The organism is Brevibacillus porteri (assembly GCF_003013475.1).
Lineage (GTDB): Bacteria > Bacillota > Bacilli > Brevibacillales > Brevibacillaceae > Brevibacillus > Brevibacillus porteri.
Window position 1 is genome coordinate 92,698 of the sequence record NZ_PXZO01000001.1, and the last position, 24,754, is coordinate 117,451.

The following is a 24,754-nucleotide window of genomic DNA, read 5'->3' on the forward strand; positions in this document are numbered from 1 at the left end:
TCGGTTGGCTTTTTTCGTGGTTTTTTTCAGCAGGGACGGGGATTTATCAAGTTTGTGAAAATAAAAAAAGTCACCTTGTATAAGTGACTTGTGCGTTCTATATTATGGTGGAGCCAAGGGGGATCGAACCCCTGACCTCTTGACTGCCAGTCAAGCACTCTCCCAGCTGAGCTATGGCCCCATGAATGTCTAAATACTAACATATGCTGGATAGATAGTCAATAATAAATATTTACTAATGAGTATATGGAGTCTACTGACCAGCAATTCTTTCATATAATTGGTAGTATAATCGCATGTGGGGCGCATTTTAATCGGTTCCTAAATAGATAAGGAACCGATTAAATATTACCCCTTTTTTTGGAATTTTATTGTCCTTTGCTTTGCCCATTTTATACATTTCTTTTCAATAAAATGATACGAAACGATAGAAAACAATATTGTCGTTGTAACACATAAGAGGAACAGCAAAGAGATTGGAATCTTTGCATACAAAAGTTTAAATAGTACCATCATGATTGGAAAATGGCATAAATAGATACTATATGAAATTTCCCCTACGTATACAAATACACTCTTATTTAAAATTGCTTTTACTTTTAGGTTACTCATAGCCATTATAATAAGTATACTAACACCAATTACAACGCCCCAATCTTTTAATAGAAAATAGGTATCACTACGAGAAATAAACAAAATTCCAGTTGAGTATAAATATAGAATGACTCCTAATGTGATAAGAAGTCTTCTTTTCCATTTTTTCATATTTCTATATAAACGGACAAGTTCTTCGTGATGCTTAAAAAGTAACATTCCGACCATAAACATAGATGTGAAATGCAGTGTATCAGCATACCCATTATAAAATCCCTCAGCTTTTCCAATATGCAATATATTAAGTAAAATACTAATGAAAGAAAAGCTCATGGCAAACAGTATCGTTTTCTTCCAACTTTGTTTATAAAAAAGAAGGAATAACAAAGGAAACACGATAGATATACGCATTTCTTGAGCCAATGACCAGATAACCGGATTGTAATTATCTGTAAAAAAGTTATTAAGAAGCACAAGGTGATTGAGAATATCTAATGTTGTTATAGGTCCTTGCCATTTATCATAGAACCAATCTCGTAGTCCCGTAACTTCATATGGCGAAAACAAAATAAATAAAGCAAAGGTGATGAATATCCAGACATAATAAGGGATATAAATTCTTACAAATCGCTTAATTAAATATCCCCAATAATTTGTTTTTGAATGATAAATGGCCATAGATAAGACAAAACCACTGAGTACATAAAAAATGATTACAGCTTCTCCACCAGCCCATAAAAATCTAAGAGGTGAAAATTTAATAGAATCAGGCAAGGATGGTATCATTAAACAAAAATGTCCTATCACCACTGTAATAGCCGCCAATCCTCGTATTGAATCTAATTCTTTAATTCTATTACTCATAGATGACTCTCCTTGTAAACTTTACTGTTGATAAATGCCACTATACTAGTAGAGTGGCATACTTATGTGTATCTTCTGAAGGGGATTTTCATATTTAGGGATAAATCATACAATCATAATAGAAAGATAAAAGAAACTTTATTTAAAGATTCTTTAAAAATTTCATTTCAAATTTATTACGATTTATAGCATAGATAAACATATTTACGTGTTAGTAACTGCTTTCCTTGACTTGTAGGATGGGGACGGATTGGGGACGAGCTTCACTCGGAACCTCAAAAACTCACTCGGACGAAAACGGATGCGAACAAGAAAAACCCTTGATATTCAAGGGTTTTTAAGAATGGCTTGTATTCACAAATTCATCAAACTGCGAAACGCTTTTATTTTCCCTCTGCTTACGGGAATATCCGTCTGGCTGTCGTCGTTCATCTTGATCAAGTACGTGTTGTTGAACCAAGGGATGATTTCTTTGATATGCTTCACGTTCAAAATATAGTTTCGATGACTTCTAAAGAAAGAGCGGGATCGGTTCAAAATCTCCTCCAGCTCATTTAAGGACAAGTCGCACTTGTCGATACTCTCTTTTGTCGCAACATATAAATCTTTCTCCCGTACAAACGCAAAATAAATCTGTCCTACAGGGATCGGGATGATCTTGTTGGCCTTCCGGATGCAAACATGCTCTTCCATCGGGGGAACCATTGCGGTGCGGTCATTCATGGCCGAGCGGTTCCTCAGTGTCCTCACTTTTTGGATCACATCGTCCAATTTTGATTCCATGATCGGTTTGGTCAAATAACCCACAGCCAGCGTGGAAAAGGCCTCCAGAGCGTGTTCATGATAGGCAGTCGAAAATACAATCAATGGGGGATAGGACATCTGATTCAATGTTTTGGCAAATTCAAGCCCATTCATCCCAGGCATCTGAATATCAAGCATAAGCAAATCAGGCTTGGAATTGATAATATGAGGCAATGCTTCAAGCGGATTGGTATAGATTGCGTCCACCTGAATATCGATATATTTTTTCAGCAAATATTCCAATTCGGAACAAATGGCTGGCTCGTCATCGATGATGATCGTTTTCAGGAGCATCTGGATGCACTTCCTTTTCAAATACGGATAACGGAGCGACAAAGGATACGACTGTTCCCAAACCAGGCTGGCTGTGAATCGTGAGGCCATATTTTTTGCCATAGATCGATTGCAGCCGTGAATGGACATTGACAAGGCCGATCCCTGTCGATTGGCTGTTCCAGATATCGGCCAAACGCTCTTCACTGATTCCAACTCCATTGTCTTCAATACTGATTTTCACTTCATGGTCGTACGGTTCCACTCGGATCGTGAGCAGACAGTCGTTAATTTTTGGGAAAAGTCCATGGTGAATGGCATTTTCCACGATCGGCTGCAAAGTCAGGACAGGCAATTTGCGGGTCAGCAGAGATTCGTCGATCTCCATGTTCACCTTTAAACGGTTGCTAAATCTGACCTTCTCGATTTCCAAATACGACTTGATTCCGTCCAGTTCTTCCTGCAAGCTGTGATGATTTCCCTTGCTTTTCAAATTGCGCCTGAAGATGTCACTTAAATGACCGATCAGGTTTCTCGCCTGATCAGGGTCTGTACGACAATAGGACATAATCGTCCCCAAGGTGTTGAATAGAAAATGCGGATTGATTTGTGCTTGCAGGGCGCTCACTTCAGCCTGCTTTCGCATCTTCGCTTGATGCTCGATCTCCGCCAGTTCAATTTGGACCGACAGCAGCTTAGCGAGGCCGTCCACTAATTTCTCATTGGTCTGGGACGTCTTGGAGGAAGAGGTTTTATAGTAGAATTGCAACGTCCCGATTTTCTGGTTTTGATGATACAACGATGCGGCACTGATCGATTTTAGGCGAGGTGGACGCGGAAGAGCAAAATCTTTGTCGCACCATACCCCTGTGGGGTGGGTCAAAACAGATTCCGCTACTTGAGCGCACAGCGTCTCTTTCTGCAAATGATTCTCCAGTTCATGGCCTTTTACGCTGAGCAGCTTTTCGCGGTCGGTAATAGCGACTGCATCCACTCTGGCCATTTCACGGATCAATTCAGCAGCTTTTTTCGCAGAATGTTCATTTAGTCCCGTCCGCAGATGAGGCAACGTCTGGCTTGCAATCGACAGGGCCAGGTCTGCCCCCATTGCGCCGGACTGGTCTTGCATCATTTTGAGATTTTGGAAAACGCGCGTGAAGAGCAGCAGTCCCGCAATGGTCATAATTGTGGTCGGGATCGCGATTTTTACTTCCAATTCGAGTGCCGCAGAAAAAGGCTTGGCCATGAGAAGCACCAAAACTTTTTGAATGAGCTCGGCTGCAACGCCAATCAGTAGGATATGCTGCCATTTCAGTCGCAGCATATTCATTTTCGTACTTACAAGCCCGGCCAAGTAGCCGTTCATTACGGTCGAGATGGCACAGGCGAATGCGGTAAATCCACCTAGCGAATAGCGATGAATACCTCCTATAAGGCCAGCAAAAAAACCGACGACAGGCCCCCCGATCAACCCGCCCGCAACGGCACCGACAATGCGCGTATTGGCGAGTGCGTCATCGATCCGTAGCCCATTCTCCGTTCCAATTACTGACAGCAACCCGAATAGAGTAGAGAGGATCACGATCCGCATCCAGTTATTTTTCCCGTACATGATGTTCCGAAAGTAATCCAGTTGGCCGATGATAAGGGCGATGACTGCGATTACAGAGATGTTTTCAAGCAGTCCCAGAAGCATAGTGATTGTCATAACAGCCCTCCCTATGAAAAAGGGTAGCCCGATCCGGTCGAAAAATCAATGTAACTCAACTGGGTTTTTCGGCAGCTCGGATGCCGTTTTTGCACATCTAGAAGTATTCAATAGATTCTAGCAAAACAAATAACTTAGAATAAGAACAGTTCTTCGAGAATCCATCCAGGTAAATATGTAAACCCTTTCAAAGAAAACGATGCCCCTGCATTCTTGAGAAGAGTATTGTTTCATTTGAAAGCGGTTAAACTATCCCAATTGCGAATGGATTCGGGTCAATCATAAGGAGGGGGCACAATGAAGTCATCGAGTGATCGTGAAAATACGCGGCGTATCACAAGCAACATCTTTAAAGGTTCACTGGGGAACCTGATTGAATGGTACGACTGGTATGTCTATGCAGCTTTTGCGGTGTATTTCTCATCTCAGTTTTTTCCAAAAGGCGACGCTACCAGCCAGTTACTGAATACTGCTGCTGTTTTTGCTATCGGATTTTTAATGAGACCGATCGGAAGCTTGCTCCTAGGCCGATACGCTGACCGACATGGGCGCCGTGCCGCGTTGACGCTGTCTGTAACCATCATGGCAGGTGGTTCTCTGGTGATTGCAGTAACACCAAACTATGAAACCATCGGCGTGTTTGCTCCTATTATTCTCGTTCTTGCCCGCCTGCTCCAAGGACTTTCGCTTGGCGGGGAATACGGAACATCTGCAACGTACCTGTCCGAGATGGCTGCGAGTGGTCGCAGAGGATTTTATTCTAGCTTCCAGTACGTCACGCTGATCAGTGGCCAATTGTTGGCATTGGGTGTGCAGATTATCCTGCAGCAAATACTCCCGGAAGAAGCCATGATGGCATGGGGCTGGAGAATTCCGTTCATCATCGGGGCATTTGGGGCAGTAGCTGTGTTGTGGCTGCGCCGTAGTATGGATGAATCAGAGCAGTATACCAAAATGGAGTCGAAAAACAAGGAGAAGGCGGGTACACTTCGAGAGCTGATGAAGCATCCGAAGGCGGTGCTGGCAGTTGTCGGCCTTACGCTCGGGGGAACGATCGCCTTTAACACCTACACGACCTATTTGCAAAAATTCATGGTGATTACGGTAGGAATGCCGAAAGAGGTAGTCAGCTGGATTAACTTTACCGCATTGCTCGTATTCGTCGTCTTGCAGCCGCTTGCTGGTATGCTGTCCGACCGGATTGGACGGCGACCGCTGTTGATTGGCTTCGGTGTTCTTGGAACATTGTGGACTGTACCCATGTTTTTGCTCCTGGAACAAACCACTAGCCCATATGTCGCTTTCTTGCTGATGCTGTCTGGTCTTATCATTGTTACTGGCTATACGTCCATCAACGCAATCGTGAAAGCCGAGATGTTTCCCACCGCCATTCGCGCTTTGGGTGTAGGCTTTCCGTATGGCGTGACTGTTGCGATCTTTGGGGGAACAGCAGAATTCATCGCACTATGGTTTAAAAGTATCGGGAACGAGTCTCTCTTCTATTACTATGTAGCAGCTTGTATTGCCATAAGCCTTCTCGTTTACTGGCGCATGGACGAGTCGTCGAAAAACTCTAAGATCGAAGCTGAGCTGAATACAGCAAAGGACTAGCATGCTTCCAATCAATAGGTAGCAAACTGACATTTTCAAACGGTGCTAGTAGCGTGTCGAGGGTCAGCGGTTCGATCCCGATAGGGTCCACCATATAGGAATAACGGAAACGGCAGAGATGCCGTTTTTTTGTTTTTCAAAATATGAATGGGACTAGAAGGAATCTAATCTCATTCACAGGAGACCAACAAAAAATTTGACGGACATGTCGACCAGTTAATGAACTATATTCGGTTTTGGAAAGCTTGCTCAATTACGTTCAGATTTTTAATTCTTTGGAGTACTTGTATTCCTAATAAAGTGATTTGTGTGCCCTGCTGCTTTTTTTGTCCAACTGAAATGCAGCCGCTTCGATTAAGGATAGCAAGTCTGTTACGAATCCGGGCTTCCGTTAATGGCTTAGAAAGCATACTGTTCAAGACTCCCCGGCCGATTCGTTGTTGGCGTTTGCTGCAAAGTAACAGGTTCGCCAAAATGTCTTCATAATCGCTCAACGATCCGTTCCTCATCAACAGGAAAAGAATCTGCTCTATTTCTCCGCCATTCTCTCGCGGGAATGCTAATTCGGTCTCAACAGAACTTTGCGTTTGCCCAACTTGCCCATTCTTAATGCGTTCTGGAATATGGTGGAGTCCCACTTCTCCTTCAACTATGACCGTCAGATAGTTAACGAAGTTTTCAAGCTCCCGAATATTACCTGGCCAATGGTATTCCAGCAAACTATTTTTGACCTCAGAGGACAGGATCAGATTCGTATTTTTCTTTTGCAAGAAATGCTCTATTAAGATAAGTATATCTTCTCGCCTTTCGTTTAAAGCGGGAATACGTAACGGCAGAACATTAAGCCTGTAATACAAATCCTCGCGAAACATTCCTTTTTGAACCATTTCCATCAAATTACGGTTGGTCGCGGCAATAACTCTAACATTTATGGGAATTACACGGTTTCCACCTACGCGCATTACCTGCCGCTCCTGAAGCACCCGCAGCAGCGCTGCTTGGATACTGAGAGGTGCATCCCCAATTTCATCCAGAAAAATGGTTCCATTATGCGCTAATTCGAACAGCCCGATTTTTCCACCTTTCTTTGCTCCGGTGAAAGACCCTTCCTCATAACCAAATAGTTCACTCTCCACTAAACTCTCCGTTAGTCCGGCGAAATTGACTGGTACAAATGGCATGTCTTTTCGACTGGAGTTCTGGTGAATCGCTTGCGCAAATATTTCCTTCCCTGTACCGTTTTCTCCTGTAATTAATACGGTGTAGTCGCTTGTTGACACTTTAACTGCAACCTCTTTGGTAGACGTGATCGCTTGACTCATTCCGATGATATTGTCAAAATGATATTTCGCTGTTAAACCTAAATGAGTACTTTTTTTACGTATTTCCTGCTCAATTCTCTGTACTTTGGTTACATCCTGAAACGTAACTACAACGCCTAAAAATTGCCCGTCCAACATGAGCGGTATCTTGGTGACAAGAAGATATAGGTTGCGCATTTCTAGCAGTTGGTCGCTTATCTCTTCACGCGACTCAAACACTTCTTCAACCTGAAAATCAGGAATGATCTCCTGAAACCTTTTATTTATACAATGCTCTGTACGTAAATGTAATATTTTCCCTGCATCTTCATTAAAAAAAGTAATGTACCCATGTTTATCAATTCCAATGATGCCTTCATGCACGGCATTTAGAATGGATTCCAGCTTTGTCTTCAGCTGTTTCTCATTGTTGACCGAAATCGCCAAATTTCTTCCCAATTGGACAAAATCTCGAAAGAAATCTGCTGTATAATAATGGGCTTTTTCTATCGACAAGTTAAATAGTTGCGCTATATCAAAGATCGTAGTCAAATCAATTGGTCTGTTATGCAAATCAATCACTCTATTAAAATGATCCGGCACAAATTCAGGCCACCCGTGTGTGATGGCGAGATCAATCTTTTTCAATTCGGTTACAGGCATTTCTATCTCTGGCCCATAGGGAACGAAATCAAGATGCTGGAATCCCAAACGTCTTAAAAATTCAACAGAGTCTTCCGCTGTAATCAGATCATTTGCGACTAAAAGACATTTTGTGCCTGCACTTACTTCCATTAATTGCGGCAATCTGGTCATTTCGATGTTTCTTCTAGCAACAAGAAACGGAATATCCGCCAGTACATCAGGCAAAGAATCCAACAGTTTTCTCGTTGAAAGCAGGATCACTCCAATCTTATCCTGCAGGTTCTCATTCATTTCCTGCCACTGAGAAAGTGTAATAACATCAATACGGGAGTCGAAAAATGTTCTTAGGTTCCTCTCAAAGGTTTGGGAAACCTTTTGACTTTTTGTTACCAGCAGAATGCTTGGCATCCCCATTTATTCTCCCCCTTGTGTCGATACCCTAAGTTTGTTTATTTTTCAAACAAATATACTTTCACTCAAATAATAATGCAAGTGCCGCGAATGTTGTGGCAAAAGAGCCAGACAACCTTATCTATAGCACTTGCATTATTGTCATTATATATCTGTTTCTTTAGAATGGACCCCAGTTGATGGAAACTCCAATAATTAGGAATACAGCGCCAATGACAAACCAGATACCAATTAGTGGAAGGATGAATTTAATCCATTTTCCATAAGGAATACCGGAAGTTGCGAGAATAGCCATCAATACACCCGAAGTCGGGTTGATACAGTTAACCAAACCTTCCCCAAACATAACGGCTTGTACAGCAACCTGCCGGGTAATATTCAATAAATCTGCTAATGGAACGAGAATGGGCATCAACATAGCAGATTCCCCTGATCCAGAGGAAATCAAGAAGTGAATTAAGGCACTTCCTAAATACATACCTAATGCACCTGTAACAGGAGTCAGCGGTGCCAGCACTGTTGCCAATTCATTTACGATCGTATCCAACAGCATTCCGTTTTCAAGAATGATAATGACAGCTCGTGCCATCCCAACAATCAAGGCACCATAAACGAGTTTTTGACAACCCTGCATAAAAGTCTTGGCAATCTCATTGGCACTCATGCGTGCAATAAGGCCAGAACCAATTGCAATGAAAATAAACAGAGCGGCCATCTCGTTTTCACTCCATTTTAATACGAGAGTGCAAACGATGAAGGCAACGAGCGAGAGACCTGAAAAGAGCAGCACAAATCTCTGGCGCCAAGTAATTCGAACGGCAGTATTTACGAGATTAATTTGATTTTCCCCGAGAGAATTGGGAAACAATTCTGAGCCTAGGGCACTTTTGGTTATATCACCCTGAATTTTTTTAGCATACCAATAAATATAAGCGATCGTCACTGCTAAAAAGACGAGATAGATAACAACGCGAAATCCAAATCCAGATAACAGCGGAAGTTCAGCAATACGCTGTGACAAACCGAGCGTTTGAGGTGCTATTACAGGTACATTCCATCCGGAATATGTTCCCAAATAAATCAGGGCAACACCGAAAATTGCATCTAATTTCAATCCTCGAGCGATGACAATTCCTAATGGGATAAAGGCAATCACGGAATTGACAATGATCCCTGTCGTTCCTAAGGCCGAAAATACCAAACACACTGGAATGATTAGTAAAAGCAACCTGTCTTTACTACTAATCACGACTTTTCTAAGAAATGCATCTATTGCGCCTGTTTTTTCCAAAACTGCTAAAGCGCCACTTGTAAACATGATGAGGAAAATGAGCGGTGCTCCTTTTACCATCCCCTCTTGAATGGCGGTAAACAATTCTTTAAACGTAGTTGGGTTCGATTCAACGATATGATAACTACCTGGAACCGTAACGGAGACCTCACCGCTTTTCACCCGGTCAAATTCACCTGCTGGTACGAAATAAGTAGCAACGGCACATGCGACCAATATAAAAAATATAAGAACATAGGCATCAATTTGCGGAAATCTTTTTTTCTTTACTTTTTTTGTAACTCCCGGGTGCATTGTTCTGGTTCCTCCTCTTAATGATCGACTCTTTTTTACTGCTGCTTCCAGAGGCTTGTTTCATATTGAAAAGTATGGCTCACCCTCTCTCTTCGATGAAATGATTACCCAAATCAGCCTTACCTTTACTTTGAAAACGTTTTAATTTTGTTAATTGCAAATAACGTGCCAATAATAACTAAGCCATAATACACGGTATCGCTTATTGATAAAGTCATTTTAGGATTTTTCAGGATTTTTATTGGGATATATGCGTCCAGTAAAACATCCTAAAAAACAACCAGCTGTCTATTTCAAGATTCATTATCGTCAAAAAATGTTGGCAAGCTTTTTGCTATATGTATTATGACAATTAAAATTTAGGGGGAAATTCAGATTGAATGGTAGTTTCGATTCGTCTATACAAATAGTAAGATATCTGGAAAACCACGCTAAAGAGATTTTGCTTGACTTGGAGAGCTGTGTAAAAAAGGATTCTCCTTCTATGAATAAAACACTGGTAGATGAATGCGGCACTTATCTGCAACAGCTTTTTAAAAAATATTTGGATGTTGAACCTGAAGTTTTTACACAAACTGAGGTTGGTAATCATCTGAAATTTACTATCGGACAGGGAGAAAAACAAATATTGATCCTTGGTCATTTTGATACTGTTTGGGACAAGGGGCAGTTACAATATCGAGTGGAAGGAAATAAAGCATATGGTCCTGGCATTTTTGATATGAAAAGTGGATTGATACAAGCAATCTGGGCGCTTAAAGCAATTAGGGAATTGGGTCTTTCCGTAAATAAGAAGATTGTCTTTTTCTGCAACTCTGACGAAGAAATTGGCTCTAAGCACTCCAGAGAGTTTATTGAACAAGAATCGAGAAAAAGCTCATATGTGCTTGTTGCTGAACCAGCAGAAGCCCATACAGGTGCTCTCAAGACGGCCCGAAAAGGGGTTGGCCAATTCATTGTGAAAGTTCGAGGACGTGCAGCTCATGCCGGCAACCATCATGCTGAAGGAATCAGTGCTGTCGAGGAATTAGCTCGCCAAATTATTGTTTTGCAGGGACTAACCAATTATCAAAAAGGAACGACCGTCAATGTTGGAATCATAAACGGAGGAAACCGTGTCAATGTTGTCCCCGATTATGCCGAAGCATATATCGACGTTCGCGTAAGCTTGCATGAAGAAGTCGACAGAATAAGTGAATGTATCCTCGGATTAAAACCTACAATGAAAGAAACGACGGTCGAAGTATCAGGTGGAATGAATCGCCCGCCAATGGTAAGAACAGAAAAAATAGAGGAACTCTTCCTTAAAGCACGTTCGATCGCTTCCGAACTTGGTTTCGAATTGGAAGAAGCCTCTGTTGGTGGGGGAAGTGACGGAAATTTCACCGCTGCACTAGGCATACCTACGTTAGATGGGCTTGGCGCGGAAGGTGAAGGGCTTCATGCTGAACATGAGCACATCCTTATTGATTCACTACCAAAACGAACTGCGTTATTTGCAAATTTATTATTGAGACTATAGTTTTAAGAAAAACCCTTGGGAATCCAAGGGTTTTTCTGGTGTTACAAATATACTAAATTGATGCAGCAGTGTACGGAACTACAACAAGCTATGTATCCCTAAATAAATTTACCAGACAGGTCTTACCTTTGATGATAATTTCCCTTCATTTGCTTCATAAACTAATTTTGTTAAATCTTCTTTGAGCAATTGCATTCGTTCAGCGCCTATGTTTTCAATCCAACGTTGCTGGATATCGGCTAGTATCTCCTCTTTTGCTTTTACTACTGACCAGCCTCTTTCGGTCAAAACAATAATTTTCCCTCTCTTATCAGTGGGATGAGTTTGGGGCTTTACATAACCACTTTTCACAAGATAATCCACCATTTTACTCACAGCTTGCTTTGTAATTCCTAAGTGTTCAGCTAATTCTATACCTGTCGCTCCATTAGGAATGATACGTCTAAACATAAAACCATGTGCAGGTCTAATATCTCCATATCCCAACTCACTTAATCTGTCATGTAGTTCATAGATCAATGTACTATAAGACAATGACAAAAGAGATGTAAGATCTAATTCACTAAATGCTTGATGGTTCATACATGAAACCTCCTCAAACAAAGTCAATCAGGTTGACTATATTTGAATTTTATTGTACTGTGTTCAATGTGGTCAATCAAGTTGACTATTTTGTTTTTCTTATGGAAGAAATAAGATTCACTAAAGATGATATAAGTGATGAATAGGAGGAATAGAGAATGACAACAGTTTTATTTGTAAAAGCAAATAATCGTCCAGCAGATCAATCAGTTAGCGTGAGGTTATATGAGGCATTTTTAGCGAGCTATAAAGAATCACATCCAGATGATACAGTGATAGAGCTTGATTTATACAAGGAAGAATTGCCATATGTAGGAGTAGACTTGATTGACGGAGCTTTTAAGGCTGGCAAAGGATATGATCTAACCGAAAAGGAAGCGAAAGCAGTAGCTGTCGCTGATAAATACTTAGATCAATTCCTTGCAGTTGATAAAGTTGTGTTTGGGTTTCCGCTATGGAATTTAACAATCCCAGCTGTACTTCACACATATATTGATTATTTAAACCGTGCGGGCAAAACATTTAAATATACGCCAGAAGGTCCAGTAGGTCTTGCTGGAAATAAGAAAATTGTATTATTAAATGCAAGTGGCGGAGTATATTCAAAAGGACCAGCAGCTGAAGTAGAAATGGCTGTTAAGTATGTAGCAAGCATGATGAGCTTCTTCGGTGTAAAAGACATAGAGAAAATAGTGATTGAAGGTCACAATCAATTTCCAGATAAAGCAAAAGAAATTATTGCCGAAGGGCTTGAAAAAGCCGTTAAAGTAGCAAGTACGTTCTAATTAACAAAACGCTTGTTACTCTATATGGCAGTACCAACACTTTTATAGCGGTGGTACTGCTTTTTTTATTCTCTTTTTCACTACTTTTGGGCATGTAGACCCCATTTGACGAGAACTTTCCAATCTCAACTAGATTTAACTTTAGAAAGAAGGGTTACATTACAATGGATCGTTTATGGACAAAAAACTTTATCATGCTGACAATTACAGCATTATTACTATTTAGTGGTTTTTATTTATTAATGCCAACGCTACCTATGCTTATTAAACAATTAGGTGGAAGTGAATCTCAAGTTGGCTTTATTATTGGAGTGTTTACCATATCGGCTGTAATTTTTCGTCCTATTGTTGGAGGATTAATGGATCGATATGGTCGACGAGTATTTATAATCAGCGGACTACTATTTTTTGCAATGACAATGTATTTTTATGATTGGGTAACAGGGGTTATATTTTTGGTGGTATTACGCATTCTCCATGGAATCAGCTGGGCAATTGCTACCACTTCAATAGGAACGGCTGTGACTGATGTTATACCACAATCTCGACGTGGAGTAGGAATGGGATGGTATGGACTTGCAATGACCCTAGGCATGGCTTTAGGACCGATATTAGGTCTCTGGGTTGCAAAATCATTTTCATTTCACTATCTATTTCTTCTATGCACAGCATTAGCACTTATGGCATTCATCTTTGCACTTAATACAAAAATACCTGTGGTTAAAAATACAGCAAAACAACCAATATCATTTTTTGAGAAAACAGTTTTACCTATCGCTATTGTTACATTTTTTCTATCCATTACTTTTGGTGGCATCACAACGTTCTTACCGCTTTTTGCGGAAAACATTCAAGTTAATGCCGGTACTTTTTTCCTTGTTTATGCTGTCACACTTACAGTAATTAGACCACTTGCAGGGAAAATATCTGATAAATATGGAGAAGGGGTCATTATTGTTCCAACGCTTTTTATACTGATAGTCGCACTATTAGTCCTGACAATGACAAAGGGACTTGTTGGACTAGTTCTTACAGCAATTTTGTACGGAATTGGATTCGGATCAGCACAACCTGCTCTTCAAATAGCAACTTTACGAATAGCTCCACCAGAGAAAAGAGGAGTGGCAAACGCTACATTTTTTACTGCTTTTGATTTAGGTATTGGTTTAGGAGCTATTCTTCTAGGATTGGTTTCACAGCTTATGGGATATCAAATGCTATTTATTGTTTGCGCTGGGTCTGGATTTGTTAGTGTAATAATTTTTATTTTATTTGTAAAAAAAGACCTTGAATATCTATTTTATAAAGACATGATGACAGGAGCTTGGCGAATTCCGTTAAGAGGACCCTATGAAATGGAAAAATGATGCGAAAAAGCAGCTTCGTCTGTTAAATGCTCCATCGACTTTGTCGGAACGGCTCCTGAATTCAGAGGGCAGGGAGCGGCAATGGTTATTCTCCGCTATATAATGGAAATGACCTCGTATGAACAATTTCTCATCGAAGAAGTAGCAGATACGAATATTCCCGCTATGAAGCTATACCAAAAGCTAGGGTTCCAAGAATACAAGCGAAAGCCTGTCCCTTTAAAAAGAGCTGAAAAAATTGGAATCAATCATTTTAAATCGTTGAAATACGAAAAATCGCTCAAGTGATAGCTGATCCCCTGAGCGATTTTTTTGTTTTACACGGTGATTTCCTCCAAATCGATATTGGAGTCTATTTTCTCAAGATACTTCCAATAAATTAATTCTTCGGTATCGATGTGAACCACTTCCATCTCAAATTGCTGTGATTCCCATACAAGGATCTGACCTAGACAGTACTGGGATTCATGAATAACTCCTAACGAAGGATCTTGAACCCTCTTATCATCTATAAATTCACGACTGAAAATTTCAGACGAAATACTAAGGCTGCTTAGTTCCGCTGACTTACGATCAGCCCAATCACGTAAAAAAAGTAGAATCATTTTTTACCACCAGCCAATCATCGATTGATGTAGGGAGGTAAGATTCTCGAAAGTATAGTTCATAGTTGGCACCCTGCCATTGTTAGTTTTTTACAGTTTATCAACATAGTAGGCTGGTCACAAGGTACTTAACAAATCGGTAATTGTGGGGATTAAACACCATCCAAGGAAGGGTAATGTTATCAAAATAATTGATGTAAATTCGATCATGCAAAATTCACTCCTTTCACGTTTTAATACGCAATTTGGGAATATTGGTTACCTGATCGTTTTAACACAGCACACGATTTGATAAATGAGGGGGAGAGAGCGGTGAAAGTACCAAGGATGTTTTTGGTTCGGTGCTGGATGGAGAGGGGCGGAAAAACATCTGACAGAATCGTATGCATCGACGTATCAAAAGCACCCAACAACAGGATGCCTGATCAATGGAGTAAAGTACCTGATCGGATATTGACGGTAACGGATAGATTGAAAAGGGTGCCAAAAGAATGGGCCGCATCAGAACAGAAGTGATCTGGATCAATCCAGTGGCAGCTGATCAAGTGGGGCAGCAGACAATCTTTTCGCTGCCGGGTATAAGCGGATAGATACACAATGCTCATTATATAAAAAAGCCCATCCTATCTAAGGATGGACAAGGTTGAAGGAGAATTATTCAAACACCGGACGCAAGAAACTTCGCTCGTAACTGATGATGCACTTTGTTTGCTCTGCGAGTGAGAAGGCAAGTTGACAATCTTCATCGACCAGTATTTTCTTTCGATAATCTTCATATTCTGCCAAACTAGGAAAACTAAATAAGGCATAAGCAATATTATTAGCACCTTCATGAGGAAGGAAATAGCCATGATGATGTCCGCCAAACTTGTTGACAAGAGGTATCCACATCTTTGCATATTCTTCAAAAACACTTACCTGATATGGATCAATAACATATTTCAAGTAACAAGTGACCATTTTTCCACTCCCTAATGGTTTTTCCTAAATCTTACTGTACATCAGTATTAGGAACAAGAGGGGATATGGTTTTACAAAATGTGTATTTAAAAAAGACTTTTAATAAAAGTCTCGTGGATTTGAATCACATTCTATTTTTAAAGACTTAAACCAATTTCTCAGGAATGTTCGTGTATCTGAGACTGTTATAGCAACATCGCCTTTTTGAATATCGATGTATAGGCTATAGCCTCCATCAGATTTAGACTCAATTGGAATCAAGTCAATGAATTCATTAAAATCTTTTACTACTTCGGTGACTCTATCCATTTGTGGTTTTGTTACATCACTTACAATCATCAAAAATTGTCTCTTCAACAATACACCCCATTGTTTTTATTTTCATTATATCACAGTAATGAAAACCGGGTGGGAAACGACAAGTTGGCAACTTATCGATCTTATCAGAAGTGAAAGAGATATGTGTCTGGGTTTATCGAAAACAATCGATTTGTTAAATGGGATCAGCAGGTAAGCTTGAAAAAAAGTCGGTATCCCGTACGCAATAGAGACCGGCCTCCACTTCTATTCAAGTGTATAGTCGTAGCGAATGAAGCCTTTATGATGAGCAATTTTGTCATAAAGAGCACGAGCAGTGAAATTGTCCTGGCGGGTTTGCCAGTACAGTGCAGAAGCTTTTTGTTCTCGAGCAGCTTGAGCGACCCGTTCTATAAGGGCGCGGGCCACCCCATGTCCGCGAGCAGTTTCGTCAACGAAGAGGTCTTGCAGGTAGCACACATCTTCTTTCCAGACCGTAGGCTGAAAAACGTAGTGGGTGATACCGATCAAGTTTCCATGAAGATGCGCACCGAAACCGAATATCCTATCGCCAATGAGCAGTCGGTTCCAGATCTCATCGTATGTGGAATCTGGGAGCCCTGTCTCGTAAAAGGCTTTGTAGCTTCGAGCCAATACGTCCCAACGCTTGCGATCCTCTGCTCTTAGCGGAGCGATGTCAAGTATGATACTCTTGTTCGTTTTTTCAGCCATTTGAAAATCAAACCTCCTCGTTGTCATCATTAAAGATTTAATAAGCATATTATCACGAATCTTTCACTTAATAAGGATGCAGAAAATCGTTTCAATACCAGGTCAGAGAAGGGTTAAGTCAAAATGTTGCTTTTGTAGGTGGAATACTACTGGGGATTGGGAGAAAGAGAGTTTTTAGCAAAGGAGATAGGAATGTAGAAAGACGACCCTATTTTACAAAGGTCGTCTGCTGAATTCCTTATATCTGGTGCCTTGATAAGTTAATATGCCTGTATCTCCTTCGACCAGTAAGCCATACTCACTACCTTTTACATGGAATTCTAGTCTTTCTCCATTGCTTAGTTCAAAAGTAAGGTAATAGTATGTGGATACACTGGTATCATTACCGCCACCTGAAGTTCTTGTGCGTTTACTAATTATTTTTGCAGGTTGAGTTAAGAGTGGGGACGCATTATTTGACATCCAAATCCTGATACCATTTATGATCGCTCCTAAGATGAAAAGTACAATTATTCCAGCAATCACTAAAAACCACCAGGGCGGACCAAAACCACTAGAGAAAGATGGTCCAAAGTCATTTGCGAACATTCTATTATCACTCCAATATTGTTTACATGTTATACGTAAAAATATGGTTATTGTTTCCTTTTAAAGTAAAATGTCTATTTAACATACTATTTCGGGAGAGACGTGGCTTATCTCAGTAACGGGCTCGAAAACAAAAGCCACCAGGTGCTCATGTGGCTGCAGATAGTAGTTCCTATTGCCGAGTGAATTAACTCACGATTGAGTCGGGCTGCATCCTCGAAACTTACATAGTAATACAGATGCTTGGTCATGGTAATCAACTCCTTCCGCACATAACCGTAGCAGAAGGAGAAAAAAGAAGCCCCCATATGGAAGCCCGTATATATGTTCGCCTATTTTTCATGAGACAAGCCTCAAAGGTTAAATTGAGCCGTAACCTTCCAAAAGGCTGACTATGACATAAATTTGAAGTGGTGATAATACTAATATTTGGTATACTTATTTTTACAAGTCCATTGATCAAAGTATGAATTATATTCGAAAGAAAAAGAAATTATTGAGAATTGGTGGGGAATAAATGCGTAAATATATAATTGGAACTTTATTTGGATTATTAATAGGAACATCGATAAGTGTATATGCTGAAGTGGTTAGTATGGTTGGTAAGGTTGTTGAGGGAGAGCTGCTAGTAAACATCAATGGCAAAACACTTAATAATAAGGCAATAGTTGTTGATGGAACATCATACCTGCCAGTTCATGCAATAGGGGACACATTAGGATATAATGCTTCATACGTCCCAAATGAAGGGATCAAGCTATATCCCAAATTTGATGAAAAAGGGCTTAAAATTAAGTATCTTCCGATTGTCAACATAAATAATACGTACACAATAAACTCTGACGATTATTATTATTTGGAATCTGACGGAAATCAATATGTTTCTGTTAATAGTTTAGTTGGACCTTATGACTTTTATTGGCCAAAACCGGGTACAGCGGTGTTTCACCCATTGTTAGAGACCGAGAAGTCGAAATTGGACACAAACGGTATTTTCAATAAAAAAGCAGACGATGTTATAATAAAAGTATCTGATGAGTATGTAAAAGATGCCGAAGCCTTCAGATATGAAGGGATGCGTGGAAGGGTTTTTGTAAAATTATCTTCTTTAAATTTGAAAGCTGAAGTTAAGTATAATGACCAATATAAAGTTGACGAGCTAGTTATTACCATACGTGAATGAAAGTCGGTCCTAAATCTGAAAATAAAAGGACGGATAATAGTGAAGTTTTAATCAAATAAACCACTCCATCGTTAGGAGTGGTTTTTGCCTTTATTCATTAATGTATATATTGTGGTCAAACTGTACTTTGTGTTTAGTGTATTACGGTGAACCGTATCACTAGTAACGGAAAAGTTGTTGAACGAACGGGTTCAAAAACTGAATACAGTAGTTACAGTAGTAGAAAAACCACCTTTGAGGTGGTTTTCGTTTTGGTTGAAGATGAAAAACCCGGACAAAATCAGGGATAAAAGGCAGGACGATTTTAAATATTTGAATCGGTAATCTTGAGTCAAGAGCCAATCGACATCGGCTCTTGGGATTTACCGGACAGGGGATTCCATGCGAGACATAAGGCTCCAACCACTCGCCCCTTGTCCGGTATCTCTCTTATGTGAATATGCCGATCGTGTCTTAAGAGTACAGAAGCGTACCATTGGCTATAGCAGGTAAAAAGCTTGTCGCTGGTCCCGAAGGTGTTCTAGAATACTTGCCGCTTCTGCAATTTGCTTTCGTCTCTTTTTATGATCAATTATTTTAGGCATGGTTATATTGAAACAAGGAAAAAAGTCAGAAAGTTTTTAAATAATACGATTGTATTGTTTAAAAATGCATGCTAAGATGTCCTTAAAAATGTAAAGAGGTGGAAAAAATGGATTATTTTAATTTTTAACCCGTCGCACATACCACGTTAGTCGACGAAACAATTCAGTAGATAGGAAATATGAAAAAAGGTATGTTCGAAAAGAATAAGTGGAAATAGGAGTGTGGATTATGATTAAAAAGTTAATGACTTTGGGTGCAGTTGTTTCCGTATTAACTTTCGGTTCGCAAGCTGCTTTTGCCAGTGATGGATGGGCGGATACAAAAGAAACTGCTCATGCTATCAACGATGGTGGTAGTTTCTTTCAAACAATCTCGGATAGTACAGATGTTGATTGGTATTATTGGAAAAATGACTCAGACAAAATAAATTGGGTATTCGAACTGCAATCTCCTACTGGTGTTAATTATGACTATGACTGGATAGCTTATGGCCCTAATGGTCAAATGTCTGGGACTGCTGGTGATTTAGGGCCTGGTCAAATTGACGCAGCGACAGGAAGTGGTTTTGGGAGGGGAACGACTATATACTTTAAGGTTCGTGGACATTCCTCCCAAGATTTTGATTCGAGGCATGCTTACGCTGTTTACTTATCGACTTGGTAATTGAGAGGAAAGGCTTAATGAAAAGCACCATAGTGGTGCTTTTTCTTTTGCCAATCAAACTTAATGGGATAAGTTCACTAGTCTTACAGGTAGTTACAAAAGTACACTACAGGCGTTCTCAAACCATTACGTTTAGGGCAACAGCAGGAACAGGATTGTTTGCTGCTTCTATTGATGATATCGTTAAAAAGTGGTCGTAAAGTAAATCAATTAAAAGGGAGCCTCAACTCTTTTTTAAGAGTCTATGGGCTCCCTTTTTTTATTTCATAACGAAACTATTAAATATTGGTGGTGGTGATGATGTAGTGGCAAGAGCAAGAGACCCGAACCGTATTAAGGCGTTGGAGACGTAAAAGCAGTCGAATAGTAAAACGAAATTGAAGGACATCGCTTAGCAGCTCGGTATCTCGGAAGGAACCGTACGAGGTTGGAAGAACAAGGACAAATGGGATGAGCAGATCAGTAAGCTTCAAGAGTCTTCGACACCAGAATCAACGGATGTAACCGAAGAATTGTATGCCCTAGCACAAAAGCGCCTTGTATCAGTTAGATCTGGGCAAGGAATAGGAAAGAAGGCTTTGGAGTCATGGACGATAATCTGATTTTTGTGCTGCCGCCTTTCCCAAAGGTAATTTGTACTGCTCCCACGCGTTTCCCGATCTTTTTATATTTGTAAAAAAGGAAGGATGGAGCTTTGCCCCATCCCTCCTTTTTTACCCTTGCCCCACAATCTTCTTCAAGCGTCCCACCAGCGGGATGACAATAACCGCGGCTACAACCACCTGCAAAACGTTCCCCGGAATGGAGCCAAACGGCTGAATCCAGTTCCCGTAAAGAATAACCTCAACAAAGTAGTAGCCCACGATCTTAATCACCAATGCTGCCGCAACTGCGAGTGCATACACAAATACCCGATTGCCAGGCACCTTTTCGGCGATGAGGCCAGCTACATAGCCCATTGCACCTACGATTACGAAGGTAAACGGCGCCCATGCTGTCCAACCGGAGATAAGGTCGAAGAGGCCCATACCAAAAGCTCCTGCGATAGCTCCTGTCTTTCTGCCATACACAAAAGCTGCGATTAAAAGAGGCACGTTCCCGAGATGAATGAGGCCACCGTTACCCATGATCGGGAGTCTTAGGTTAATAAACATGGTGGCTGCGAGAGTAAAAGCGATAAATAGTGCATTGATAACGAGGGTTTTCGTCTTTGTTGCTTTTCTTGATGAAAAAGTAGAATCCATTTGATAGCCTCTTTCTTATTATTTTTACTATTATCATACTCAGAATCAGCTACATAATAAATACACTTTGCACGATTTATTTGCCTAGGTAAATCATTCCAAGGAGGATGGTCCATAGCCGAAGAACTGACGTTTTCAAAGATTAATCCAGATCTCTAGCCCAACTAACTAACTCTTCATCTTCAAAATTATGTGGATCCTTGTAAATATTAGAGTAATAGTACTCTGCTTCTAGTACGTCTCGAATTTTATTGAACGTATGATTGGTTGCATCAAATCCATTACTGATTGGAGCAGTAAACGCGAGTGAACCATTATGAAATCCATCTAAAGAGCCTGAAAGTTCTTTTTTGACGATAGATTCAACTGCTTCTATCTTTTCTTTAATAGGCTGCTCTTTGTAAATTTGAATACAGAAATTCCCACCATGCTCGATTAAATCAAAATCTCCGTTGGGATGGAGTTTTATGGTATCTCCTTTCGCAAGGCCTAGAGCTAGCCCTGGAGATGCGCATAATTTGAATTTTTGATCGCTTAGGTATTCTGCAGGAAGCTCTTCTAAAACTGTTCCCTGTGAACTTGTGCCAGCAAAAACCTTAATCAATGTTAATTTATCTTCCATACGATGCTCCACACCTATCTCTTTCTTTGTATGATATATCATCAGGATGCCCGTCTCCTATTACCATTTGTTTCTTTATTTTACCATATCAATTTCAATAAAAATAACTGCCCGCTCTTTGGATTCGGGAAAAGAGACCCGCTGATCATGGCCTGTGATAAAATATGGCTGTAAAAAGGACCCATACATCTTGGACAGGAAGCAGGTGAAAAGACAGTGACAGATTTGGATAAACTAGCCGAAGTATTTGCTAGTGGTTCCTCTGAGATAGTAGGTACCTACCGTTTATTCATCCAGCCGAACGGTGTATTGCGTGAATTCAGGACGGTATGGCACGGTTTTCTTTTTACTGATTCAGAGTTCGAGTACTATTTGCTTACGTATCGATTGGACAACATACGTGATGGAGCTAGCGTCCACGAATGCGACGCACATTTCATGCTGGAACCGGGAGCTAATCCAAGAGTGACCGAATTGCTGATGCTGCTTCATCAGAGTGCCCACACCGTTGACGGAATCGGGAAGCTTCGTAGCAAGGAATTATTCCTGGGGATCATGCATCAAGTTCTGGTGGGGTGCAGGCTTCGAGAGAGTGAGAGTTCTCCTAGTAAAATGGTAATACAGCAAGCCATTGCTTACATAAACGGACATTATATGAATTCACTGACGCTCGATGAATTGGCAGAGTTGCATGGAATGAGTCCCAAGAGCTTCTCGTACTTCTTTCACAAATATACGGGAGTACGTCCAATCGATTATGTCATCCAGTACCGTATGGAGAGAGCGAGCGAATTACTTCTAACAGGCAATTATTCCATCCGTGATGTAGCCTTCAGTGTGGGGTACGATAATCCGCTATATTTCAGTAGAGTTTTTAAAAAGAAATTCGGGGTTTCTCCTTCTGCTTACACAAGTCAATGAGAGCTCCTTTCGTCGCCAGTTTCAATAATGATGCATATCACATTAGGGATATGTGTATTTGCATTTGTGCCAGACCTTGCTACACTACTTGTTGATAATGAGAATCGTTATTGATATTGTGTAGGAAAGGTAGAGAAAAATGACGGAAGACAAACAATTGTGCATCGGATTGTCCTTAAACGCAACCTGGATGAAAGGAGAAGGCTGGCGGCGTCCAGACAGCGGTGTGGAAAAAATGGGCTCCATCGACTATTACATGGATTTGGCTAAAATGGCTGAGAAAGCAAAGCTCGATTTTCTTTTCCGTGCGGATTATCTTTATGTTCACCCCACGATGTTAGGCGATTCCGCAAATTTCGGGAGTCCTGATCCTACGATGATATTCGCAGCGATTGCCAGGGAAACCGAGCGGATCGGACTGGTTACGACGATTTCTACGACGTTTAATCCGCCGTATGCTGTTGCCAGGCAGCTTCAATCTTTGCATTGGCTGAGCAATGGTCGCGCTGGCTGGAATATTGTCACATCTATTGAAGGCGCGGAAAATTTCGGTGATTCCCCTATGCCTTCTCCCCAAGAAAGATATGCGAAAGCAGCGGAATTTACGGAGGTCGTAAAAAAGCTGTGGGACAGTTTTCCGTCCGAAGCAATTGTGATGGACCGTGAGACAGGCATGTTTTCTGATAGGGAGAAGGTTACCGCCATTGATCATTCGGGTGAGTTTTTCAGTGTCAAGGGGCCGCTTACGTTGCCTGCCCATCCATCTGGCTCCATTCCTTTCTTTCAAGCAGGAGCGTCGGATACGGGACGGAGCTTTGCTGCTAAAGTAGCGGATGCGATCTTTGCGGCGATGCCAGACCTTGAATCAGGAGTGGAATTGCGAAACGACTTGAGAAGAAGAGCCGAGGAACAGGGGCGTAGTCCGGACGCGATCAAAGTTTTGCCTGGATTATATTTTTTCTTGGCCGATACCCGTGAGGAAGCGCATGGATTACATAAAGAAGCACACGCGCATTTGAGTTTGGAACGCAGACATGCATCGCTTCAATCCGTACTGGGCCTTGATTTGCGCAGCTTTACTCTGGATCATCCCGTAACTGTCGATATGCTCCCTGATCCGAATCAGCCAGTGCGCAGCCGTACACACGCTGATCTGTTGCGCCGGTATATCATCAATCATCAGCCTACAGTAGAAGAGGTGTTGGCAAGGCCAGAGGTTGTCGGGTCTGCTCACTGGGTTTCCATTGGGACGGTTGAGGACGTGTTGAACGATATCATGGAGCGGTTTGAGGCTAGAGCTATGGACGGGTTTATTGCCCTTCCAGGCGGTTCAGAAAAATCGATGGAACTATTTTTTGAAAAGCTGATGCCGCAATTGGTTGAAAGAGGCTTATTCAGAAGCGAATATGCGGGTGTCACCTTGCGCGAGCATTTCAGGATTGGATAAGCCGTTTGAAAAGGGGTTCAGGAGTAAAAGGTAGAAAAAGGGAGAAAAAATCGTGATTACTGGGGCGATGGAAGCGATGGAAGATGCAGGAATCCTCGGCGTTCATCCAGTAGGGGCAAGTTTTTGGAAAGTGTGCAAAAGCACCTCGATAAGTAAGGCAACAGGAAAAACTCAAGCTGAAAGAGGGCTTGAGTTTTTGTTTTGTCACTCTGGTTCACGGTACGCTTAGGCTAGCCTCTCCCCAAGCTGTGTCACTTTCCCCAGCCACTTCTTGCGCTGTTCCTCCGCCGAGGCATTCACTCCACTGATCTCCGTAACCTTCACAGGCTTGATCCCGCAAAACTTCAAAATGTTGCGTTTCATCACAAGATGTCCGGCTTGCCAGTAGATCAATCGATTGTACCAAGAGGGGAAATCCATCGTTACAATCAAATGTGCGGTTTTGCCCGTTAACAGCTTATCCCAGAGTGGCGAGCCCTCCCGATATTTATAGGCGAATCCTGATAAAAGGACACGATCGAAAAATCCCTTCAAGATAGCGGGCATCGTGCCCCACCAAGTCGGATAAACAATGACCAGATGATCCGCCCAACGGATGAGGTCCTGCGCTTCTTTTAAGTCATCCTCCAGCTCCGTTCTTTTCCGATATCCGTACTTCAAATTTGGATCGAAAGAGATTTGGCTCAAATCAATGGTGCGAATTTGTGCTGTTTTGCCTTTAGCTCCTTTCATATAGGCGTGCGCCAACGCAGAGCAATAGCTCTCGGGATCTGGATGTCCGATGATAACGAGAATGTTCATTTTCATAACCCCCTGTAGAGTTGATTCCATAACCGACGAATCGTGGTAAACTGA

24 protein-coding genes and 1 tRNA gene are annotated in these 24,754 nt (G+C 41.2%); 10 read left to right on the top strand and 15 right to left on the bottom strand.

Annotated features, from left to right (window positions below):
• Positions 1 to 105 precede the first annotated feature (105 nt).
• From C7R92_RS00410 to C7R92_RS00425, 4 genes are all read right to left on the bottom strand, one after another.
• A tRNA-Ala gene (locus C7R92_RS00410) sits at positions 106 to 181 on the bottom strand.
• 167 nt (positions 182 to 348) lie between these two features.
• Entirely contained in the window at positions 349 to 1,458 is a 1,110-nt protein-coding gene (locus C7R92_RS00415; RefSeq protein ID WP_106832826.1) for an acyltransferase family protein, read from the bottom strand.
• Between the two features lie 354 nt (positions 1,459 to 1,812).
• Entirely contained in the window at positions 1,813 to 2,556 is a 744-nt protein-coding gene (locus C7R92_RS00420; protein WP_106832827.1) for a LytR/AlgR family response regulator transcription factor, read from the bottom strand.
• Positions 2,528 to 4,243, bottom strand: a complete 1,716-nt coding sequence (locus C7R92_RS00425; protein WP_106832828.1) for a LytS/YhcK type 5TM receptor domain-containing protein — start codon at positions 4,241 to 4,243, stop codon at positions 2,528 to 2,530. Before C7R92_RS00425 ends, C7R92_RS00420 begins: the two co-directional genes overlap by 29 nt.
• Positions 4,244 to 4,540: 297 nt before the next feature.
• Between C7R92_RS00425 and C7R92_RS00430 the strand changes: the two genes are divergently transcribed.
• Positions 4,541 to 5,854, top strand: coding sequence for an MFS transporter (locus C7R92_RS00430; RefSeq protein ID WP_106832829.1), 1,314 nt, complete (start codon positions 4,541 to 4,543; stop codon positions 5,852 to 5,854).
• Between the two features lie 224 nt (positions 5,855 to 6,078).
• Here the strand turns inward: C7R92_RS00430 and C7R92_RS00435 are convergent, their stop codons facing one another.
• Together C7R92_RS00435 and C7R92_RS00440 are read right to left on the bottom strand one after the other, a co-directional pair.
• On the bottom strand, positions 6,079 to 8,214 hold the full coding sequence (locus C7R92_RS00435; RefSeq protein WP_106832830.1) for a sigma-54 interaction domain-containing protein: 2,136 nt from the start codon (positions 8,212 to 8,214) through the stop codon (positions 6,079 to 6,081).
• A gap of 157 nt (positions 8,215 to 8,371) precedes the next feature.
• Positions 8,372 to 9,796: a YfcC family protein gene (locus tag C7R92_RS00440; RefSeq protein ID WP_106832831.1), complete on the bottom strand. Its 1,425-nt coding sequence runs from the start codon at positions 9,794 to 9,796 to the stop codon at positions 8,372 to 8,374.
• A gap of 484 nt (positions 9,797 to 10,280) precedes the next feature.
• Between C7R92_RS00440 and C7R92_RS00445 the strand changes: the two genes are divergently transcribed.
• Positions 10,281 to 11,318, top strand: a complete 1,038-nt coding sequence (locus C7R92_RS00445) for a M20 family metallopeptidase (protein WP_106833068.1) — start codon at positions 10,281 to 10,283, stop codon at positions 11,316 to 11,318.
• A gap of 108 nt (positions 11,319 to 11,426) precedes the next feature.
• Here the strand turns inward: C7R92_RS00445 and C7R92_RS00450 are convergent, their stop codons facing one another.
• Positions 11,427 to 11,900 (bottom strand): MarR family winged helix-turn-helix transcriptional regulator, encoded by a 474-nt coding sequence (locus tag C7R92_RS00450; RefSeq protein ID WP_106832832.1) that lies wholly within the window; start codon positions 11,898 to 11,900, stop codon positions 11,427 to 11,429.
• Positions 11,901 to 12,058: 158 nt separating this feature from the next.
• Here C7R92_RS00450 and C7R92_RS00455 point away from each other — a divergent pair, with 158 nt between their 5' ends.
• From C7R92_RS00455 to C7R92_RS00465, 3 genes are all read left to right on the top strand, one after another.
• Positions 12,059 to 12,685 (top strand): FMN-dependent NADH-azoreductase, encoded by a 627-nt coding sequence (locus C7R92_RS00455; protein ID WP_106832833.1) that lies wholly within the window; start codon positions 12,059 to 12,061, stop codon positions 12,683 to 12,685.
• 164 nt (positions 12,686 to 12,849) lie between these two features.
• Positions 12,850 to 14,052 (top strand): MFS transporter, encoded by a 1,203-nt coding sequence (locus C7R92_RS00460; protein WP_106832834.1) that lies wholly within the window; start codon positions 12,850 to 12,852, stop codon positions 14,050 to 14,052.
• A 33-nt stretch (positions 14,053 to 14,085) separates the two neighbouring features.
• On the top strand, positions 14,086 to 14,340 hold the full coding sequence (locus C7R92_RS00465) for a GNAT family N-acetyltransferase (RefSeq protein ID WP_328137875.1): 255 nt from the start codon (positions 14,086 to 14,088) through the stop codon (positions 14,338 to 14,340).
• A gap of 29 nt (positions 14,341 to 14,369) precedes the next feature.
• Here C7R92_RS00465 and C7R92_RS00470 read toward each other — a convergent pair whose 3' ends face one another.
• From C7R92_RS00470 to C7R92_RS00495, 5 genes are all read right to left on the bottom strand, one after another.
• Positions 14,370 to 14,657: an immunity protein TriTu family protein gene (locus C7R92_RS00470; protein WP_106832835.1), complete on the bottom strand. Its 288-nt coding sequence runs from the start codon at positions 14,655 to 14,657 to the stop codon at positions 14,370 to 14,372.
• A gap of 654 nt (positions 14,658 to 15,311) precedes the next feature.
• On the bottom strand, positions 15,312 to 15,617 hold the full coding sequence (locus tag C7R92_RS00480) for an NIPSNAP family protein (protein WP_007717186.1): 306 nt from the start codon (positions 15,615 to 15,617) through the stop codon (positions 15,312 to 15,314).
• Positions 15,618 to 15,716: 99 nt separating this feature from the next.
• Positions 15,717 to 15,956 (bottom strand): hypothetical protein, encoded by a 240-nt coding sequence (locus tag C7R92_RS00485; protein WP_017250790.1) that lies wholly within the window; start codon positions 15,954 to 15,956, stop codon positions 15,717 to 15,719.
• Between the two features lie 225 nt (positions 15,957 to 16,181).
• Complete coding sequence (locus tag C7R92_RS00490) at positions 16,182 to 16,646, bottom strand: GNAT family N-acetyltransferase (RefSeq protein WP_106832836.1); 465 nt, start codon at positions 16,644 to 16,646, stop codon at positions 16,182 to 16,184.
• A gap of 213 nt (positions 16,647 to 16,859) precedes the next feature.
• Complete coding sequence (locus C7R92_RS00495; protein WP_069845979.1) at positions 16,860 to 17,234, bottom strand: DUF2500 domain-containing protein; 375 nt, start codon at positions 17,232 to 17,234, stop codon at positions 16,860 to 16,862.
• A gap of 517 nt (positions 17,235 to 17,751) precedes the next feature.
• On the opposite strand from C7R92_RS00495, the gene C7R92_RS00500 reads away from it, so the two are divergent.
• The 3 genes from C7R92_RS00500 (at position 17,752) to C7R92_RS33345 (ending at position 20,267) form a co-directional block, all read left to right on the top strand.
• Entirely contained in the window at positions 17,752 to 18,417 is a 666-nt protein-coding gene (locus C7R92_RS00500) for a hypothetical protein (RefSeq protein WP_069845977.1), read from the top strand.
• Positions 18,418 to 19,230: 813 nt separating this feature from the next.
• Positions 19,231 to 19,665: a hypothetical protein gene (locus C7R92_RS00510; RefSeq protein ID WP_069845975.1), complete on the top strand. Its 435-nt coding sequence runs from the start codon at positions 19,231 to 19,233 to the stop codon at positions 19,663 to 19,665.
• Between the two features lie 404 nt (positions 19,666 to 20,069).
• The gene (locus tag C7R92_RS33345; RefSeq protein ID WP_106833069.1) at positions 20,070 to 20,267 is read left to right on the top strand and encodes a hypothetical protein; all 198 of its coding nucleotides are present in this window, start codon (positions 20,070 to 20,072) and stop codon (positions 20,265 to 20,267) included.
• Between the two features lie 111 nt (positions 20,268 to 20,378).
• On the opposite strand, the gene C7R92_RS00525 is transcribed toward C7R92_RS33345, so the two are convergent.
• Both C7R92_RS00525 and C7R92_RS00530 read right to left on the bottom strand, forming a co-directional pair.
• Positions 20,379 to 20,909: an ECF transporter S component gene (locus C7R92_RS00525; protein WP_069845969.1), complete on the bottom strand. Its 531-nt coding sequence runs from the start codon at positions 20,907 to 20,909 to the stop codon at positions 20,379 to 20,381.
• A 142-nt stretch (positions 20,910 to 21,051) separates the two neighbouring features.
• The gene (locus C7R92_RS00530) at positions 21,052 to 21,573 is read right to left on the bottom strand and encodes a DUF4265 domain-containing protein (protein ID WP_106832838.1); all 522 of its coding nucleotides are present in this window, start codon (positions 21,571 to 21,573) and stop codon (positions 21,052 to 21,054) included.
• 174 nt (positions 21,574 to 21,747) lie between these two features.
• Between C7R92_RS00530 and C7R92_RS00535 the strand changes: the two genes are divergently transcribed.
• Both C7R92_RS00535 and C7R92_RS00540 read left to right on the top strand, forming a co-directional pair.
• The gene (locus C7R92_RS00535) at positions 21,748 to 22,452 is read left to right on the top strand and encodes an AraC family transcriptional regulator (RefSeq protein ID WP_106832839.1); all 705 of its coding nucleotides are present in this window, start codon (positions 21,748 to 21,750) and stop codon (positions 22,450 to 22,452) included.
• 139 nt (positions 22,453 to 22,591) lie between these two features.
• The gene (locus C7R92_RS00540) at positions 22,592 to 23,899 is read left to right on the top strand and encodes an NtaA/DmoA family FMN-dependent monooxygenase (protein WP_106832840.1); all 1,308 of its coding nucleotides are present in this window, start codon (positions 22,592 to 22,594) and stop codon (positions 23,897 to 23,899) included.
• A gap of 225 nt (positions 23,900 to 24,124) precedes the next feature.
• On the opposite strand, the gene C7R92_RS00545 is transcribed toward C7R92_RS00540, so the two are convergent.
• Positions 24,125 to 24,700 carry an NAD(P)H-dependent oxidoreductase gene (locus C7R92_RS00545; RefSeq protein ID WP_106832841.1) on the bottom strand — a complete coding sequence of 192 codons (576 nt, stop codon included), beginning with the start codon at positions 24,698 to 24,700 and terminating at the stop codon, positions 24,125 to 24,127.
• Positions 24,701 to 24,754: the final 54 nt, after the last annotated feature.

Bases quoted from the DNA above. Each gene is read 5' to 3' on its own strand.
- C7R92_RS00415 (WP_106832826.1), bottom strand. From the start codon at position 1,458: ATGAGTAATAGAATTAAAGAATTAGATTCAATACGAGGATTGGCGGCT.
- C7R92_RS00420 (WP_106832827.1), bottom strand. From the start codon at position 2,556: ATGCTCCTGAAAACGATCATCATCGATGACGAGCCAGCCATTTGTTCC.
- C7R92_RS00425 (WP_106832828.1), bottom strand. From the start codon at position 4,243: ATGACAATCACTATGCTTCTGGGACTGCTTGAAAACATCTCTGTAATC.
- C7R92_RS00430 (WP_106832829.1), top strand. From the start codon at position 4,541: ATGAAGTCATCGAGTGATCGTGAAAATACGCGGCGTATCACAAGCAAC.
- C7R92_RS00435 (WP_106832830.1), bottom strand. From the start codon at position 8,214: ATGGGGATGCCAAGCATTCTGCTGGTAACAAAAAGTCAAAAGGTTTCC.
- C7R92_RS00440 (WP_106832831.1), bottom strand. From the start codon at position 9,796: ATGCACCCGGGAGTTACAAAAAAAGTAAAGAAAAAAAGATTTCCGCAA.
- C7R92_RS00445 (WP_106833068.1), top strand. From the start codon at position 10,281: ATGAATAAAACACTGGTAGATGAATGCGGCACTTATCTGCAACAGCTT.
- C7R92_RS00450 (WP_106832832.1), bottom strand. From the start codon at position 11,900: ATGAACCATCAAGCATTTAGTGAATTAGATCTTACATCTCTTTTGTCA.
- C7R92_RS00455 (WP_106832833.1), top strand. From the start codon at position 12,059: ATGACAACAGTTTTATTTGTAAAAGCAAATAATCGTCCAGCAGATCAA.
- C7R92_RS00460 (WP_106832834.1), top strand. From the start codon at position 12,850: ATGGATCGTTTATGGACAAAAAACTTTATCATGCTGACAATTACAGCA.
- C7R92_RS00470 (WP_106832835.1), bottom strand. From the start codon at position 14,657: ATGATTCTACTTTTTTTACGTGATTGGGCTGATCGTAAGTCAGCGGAA.
- C7R92_RS00480 (WP_007717186.1), bottom strand. From the start codon at position 15,617: ATGGTCACTTGTTACTTGAAATATGTTATTGATCCATATCAGGTAAGT.
- C7R92_RS00485 (WP_017250790.1), bottom strand. From the start codon at position 15,956: ATGATTGTAAGTGATGTAACAAAACCACAAATGGATAGAGTCACCGAA.
- C7R92_RS00490 (WP_106832836.1), bottom strand. From the start codon at position 16,646: ATGGCTGAAAAAACGAACAAGAGTATCATACTTGACATCGCTCCGCTA.
- C7R92_RS00495 (WP_069845979.1), bottom strand. From the start codon at position 17,234: ATGTTCGCAAATGACTTTGGACCATCTTTCTCTAGTGGTTTTGGTCCG.
- C7R92_RS00500 (WP_069845977.1), top strand. From the start codon at position 17,752: ATGCGTAAATATATAATTGGAACTTTATTTGGATTATTAATAGGAACA.
- C7R92_RS00510 (WP_069845975.1), top strand. From the start codon at position 19,231: ATGATTAAAAAGTTAATGACTTTGGGTGCAGTTGTTTCCGTATTAACT.
- C7R92_RS00525 (WP_069845969.1), bottom strand. From the start codon at position 20,909: ATGGATTCTACTTTTTCATCAAGAAAAGCAACAAAGACGAAAACCCTC.
- C7R92_RS00530 (WP_106832838.1), bottom strand. From the start codon at position 21,573: ATGATATATCATACAAAGAAAGAGATAGGTGTGGAGCATCGTATGGAA.
- C7R92_RS00540 (WP_106832840.1), top strand. From the start codon at position 22,592: ATGACGGAAGACAAACAATTGTGCATCGGATTGTCCTTAAACGCAACC.
- C7R92_RS00545 (WP_106832841.1), bottom strand. From the start codon at position 24,700: ATGAACATTCTCGTTATCATCGGACATCCAGATCCCGAGAGCTATTGC.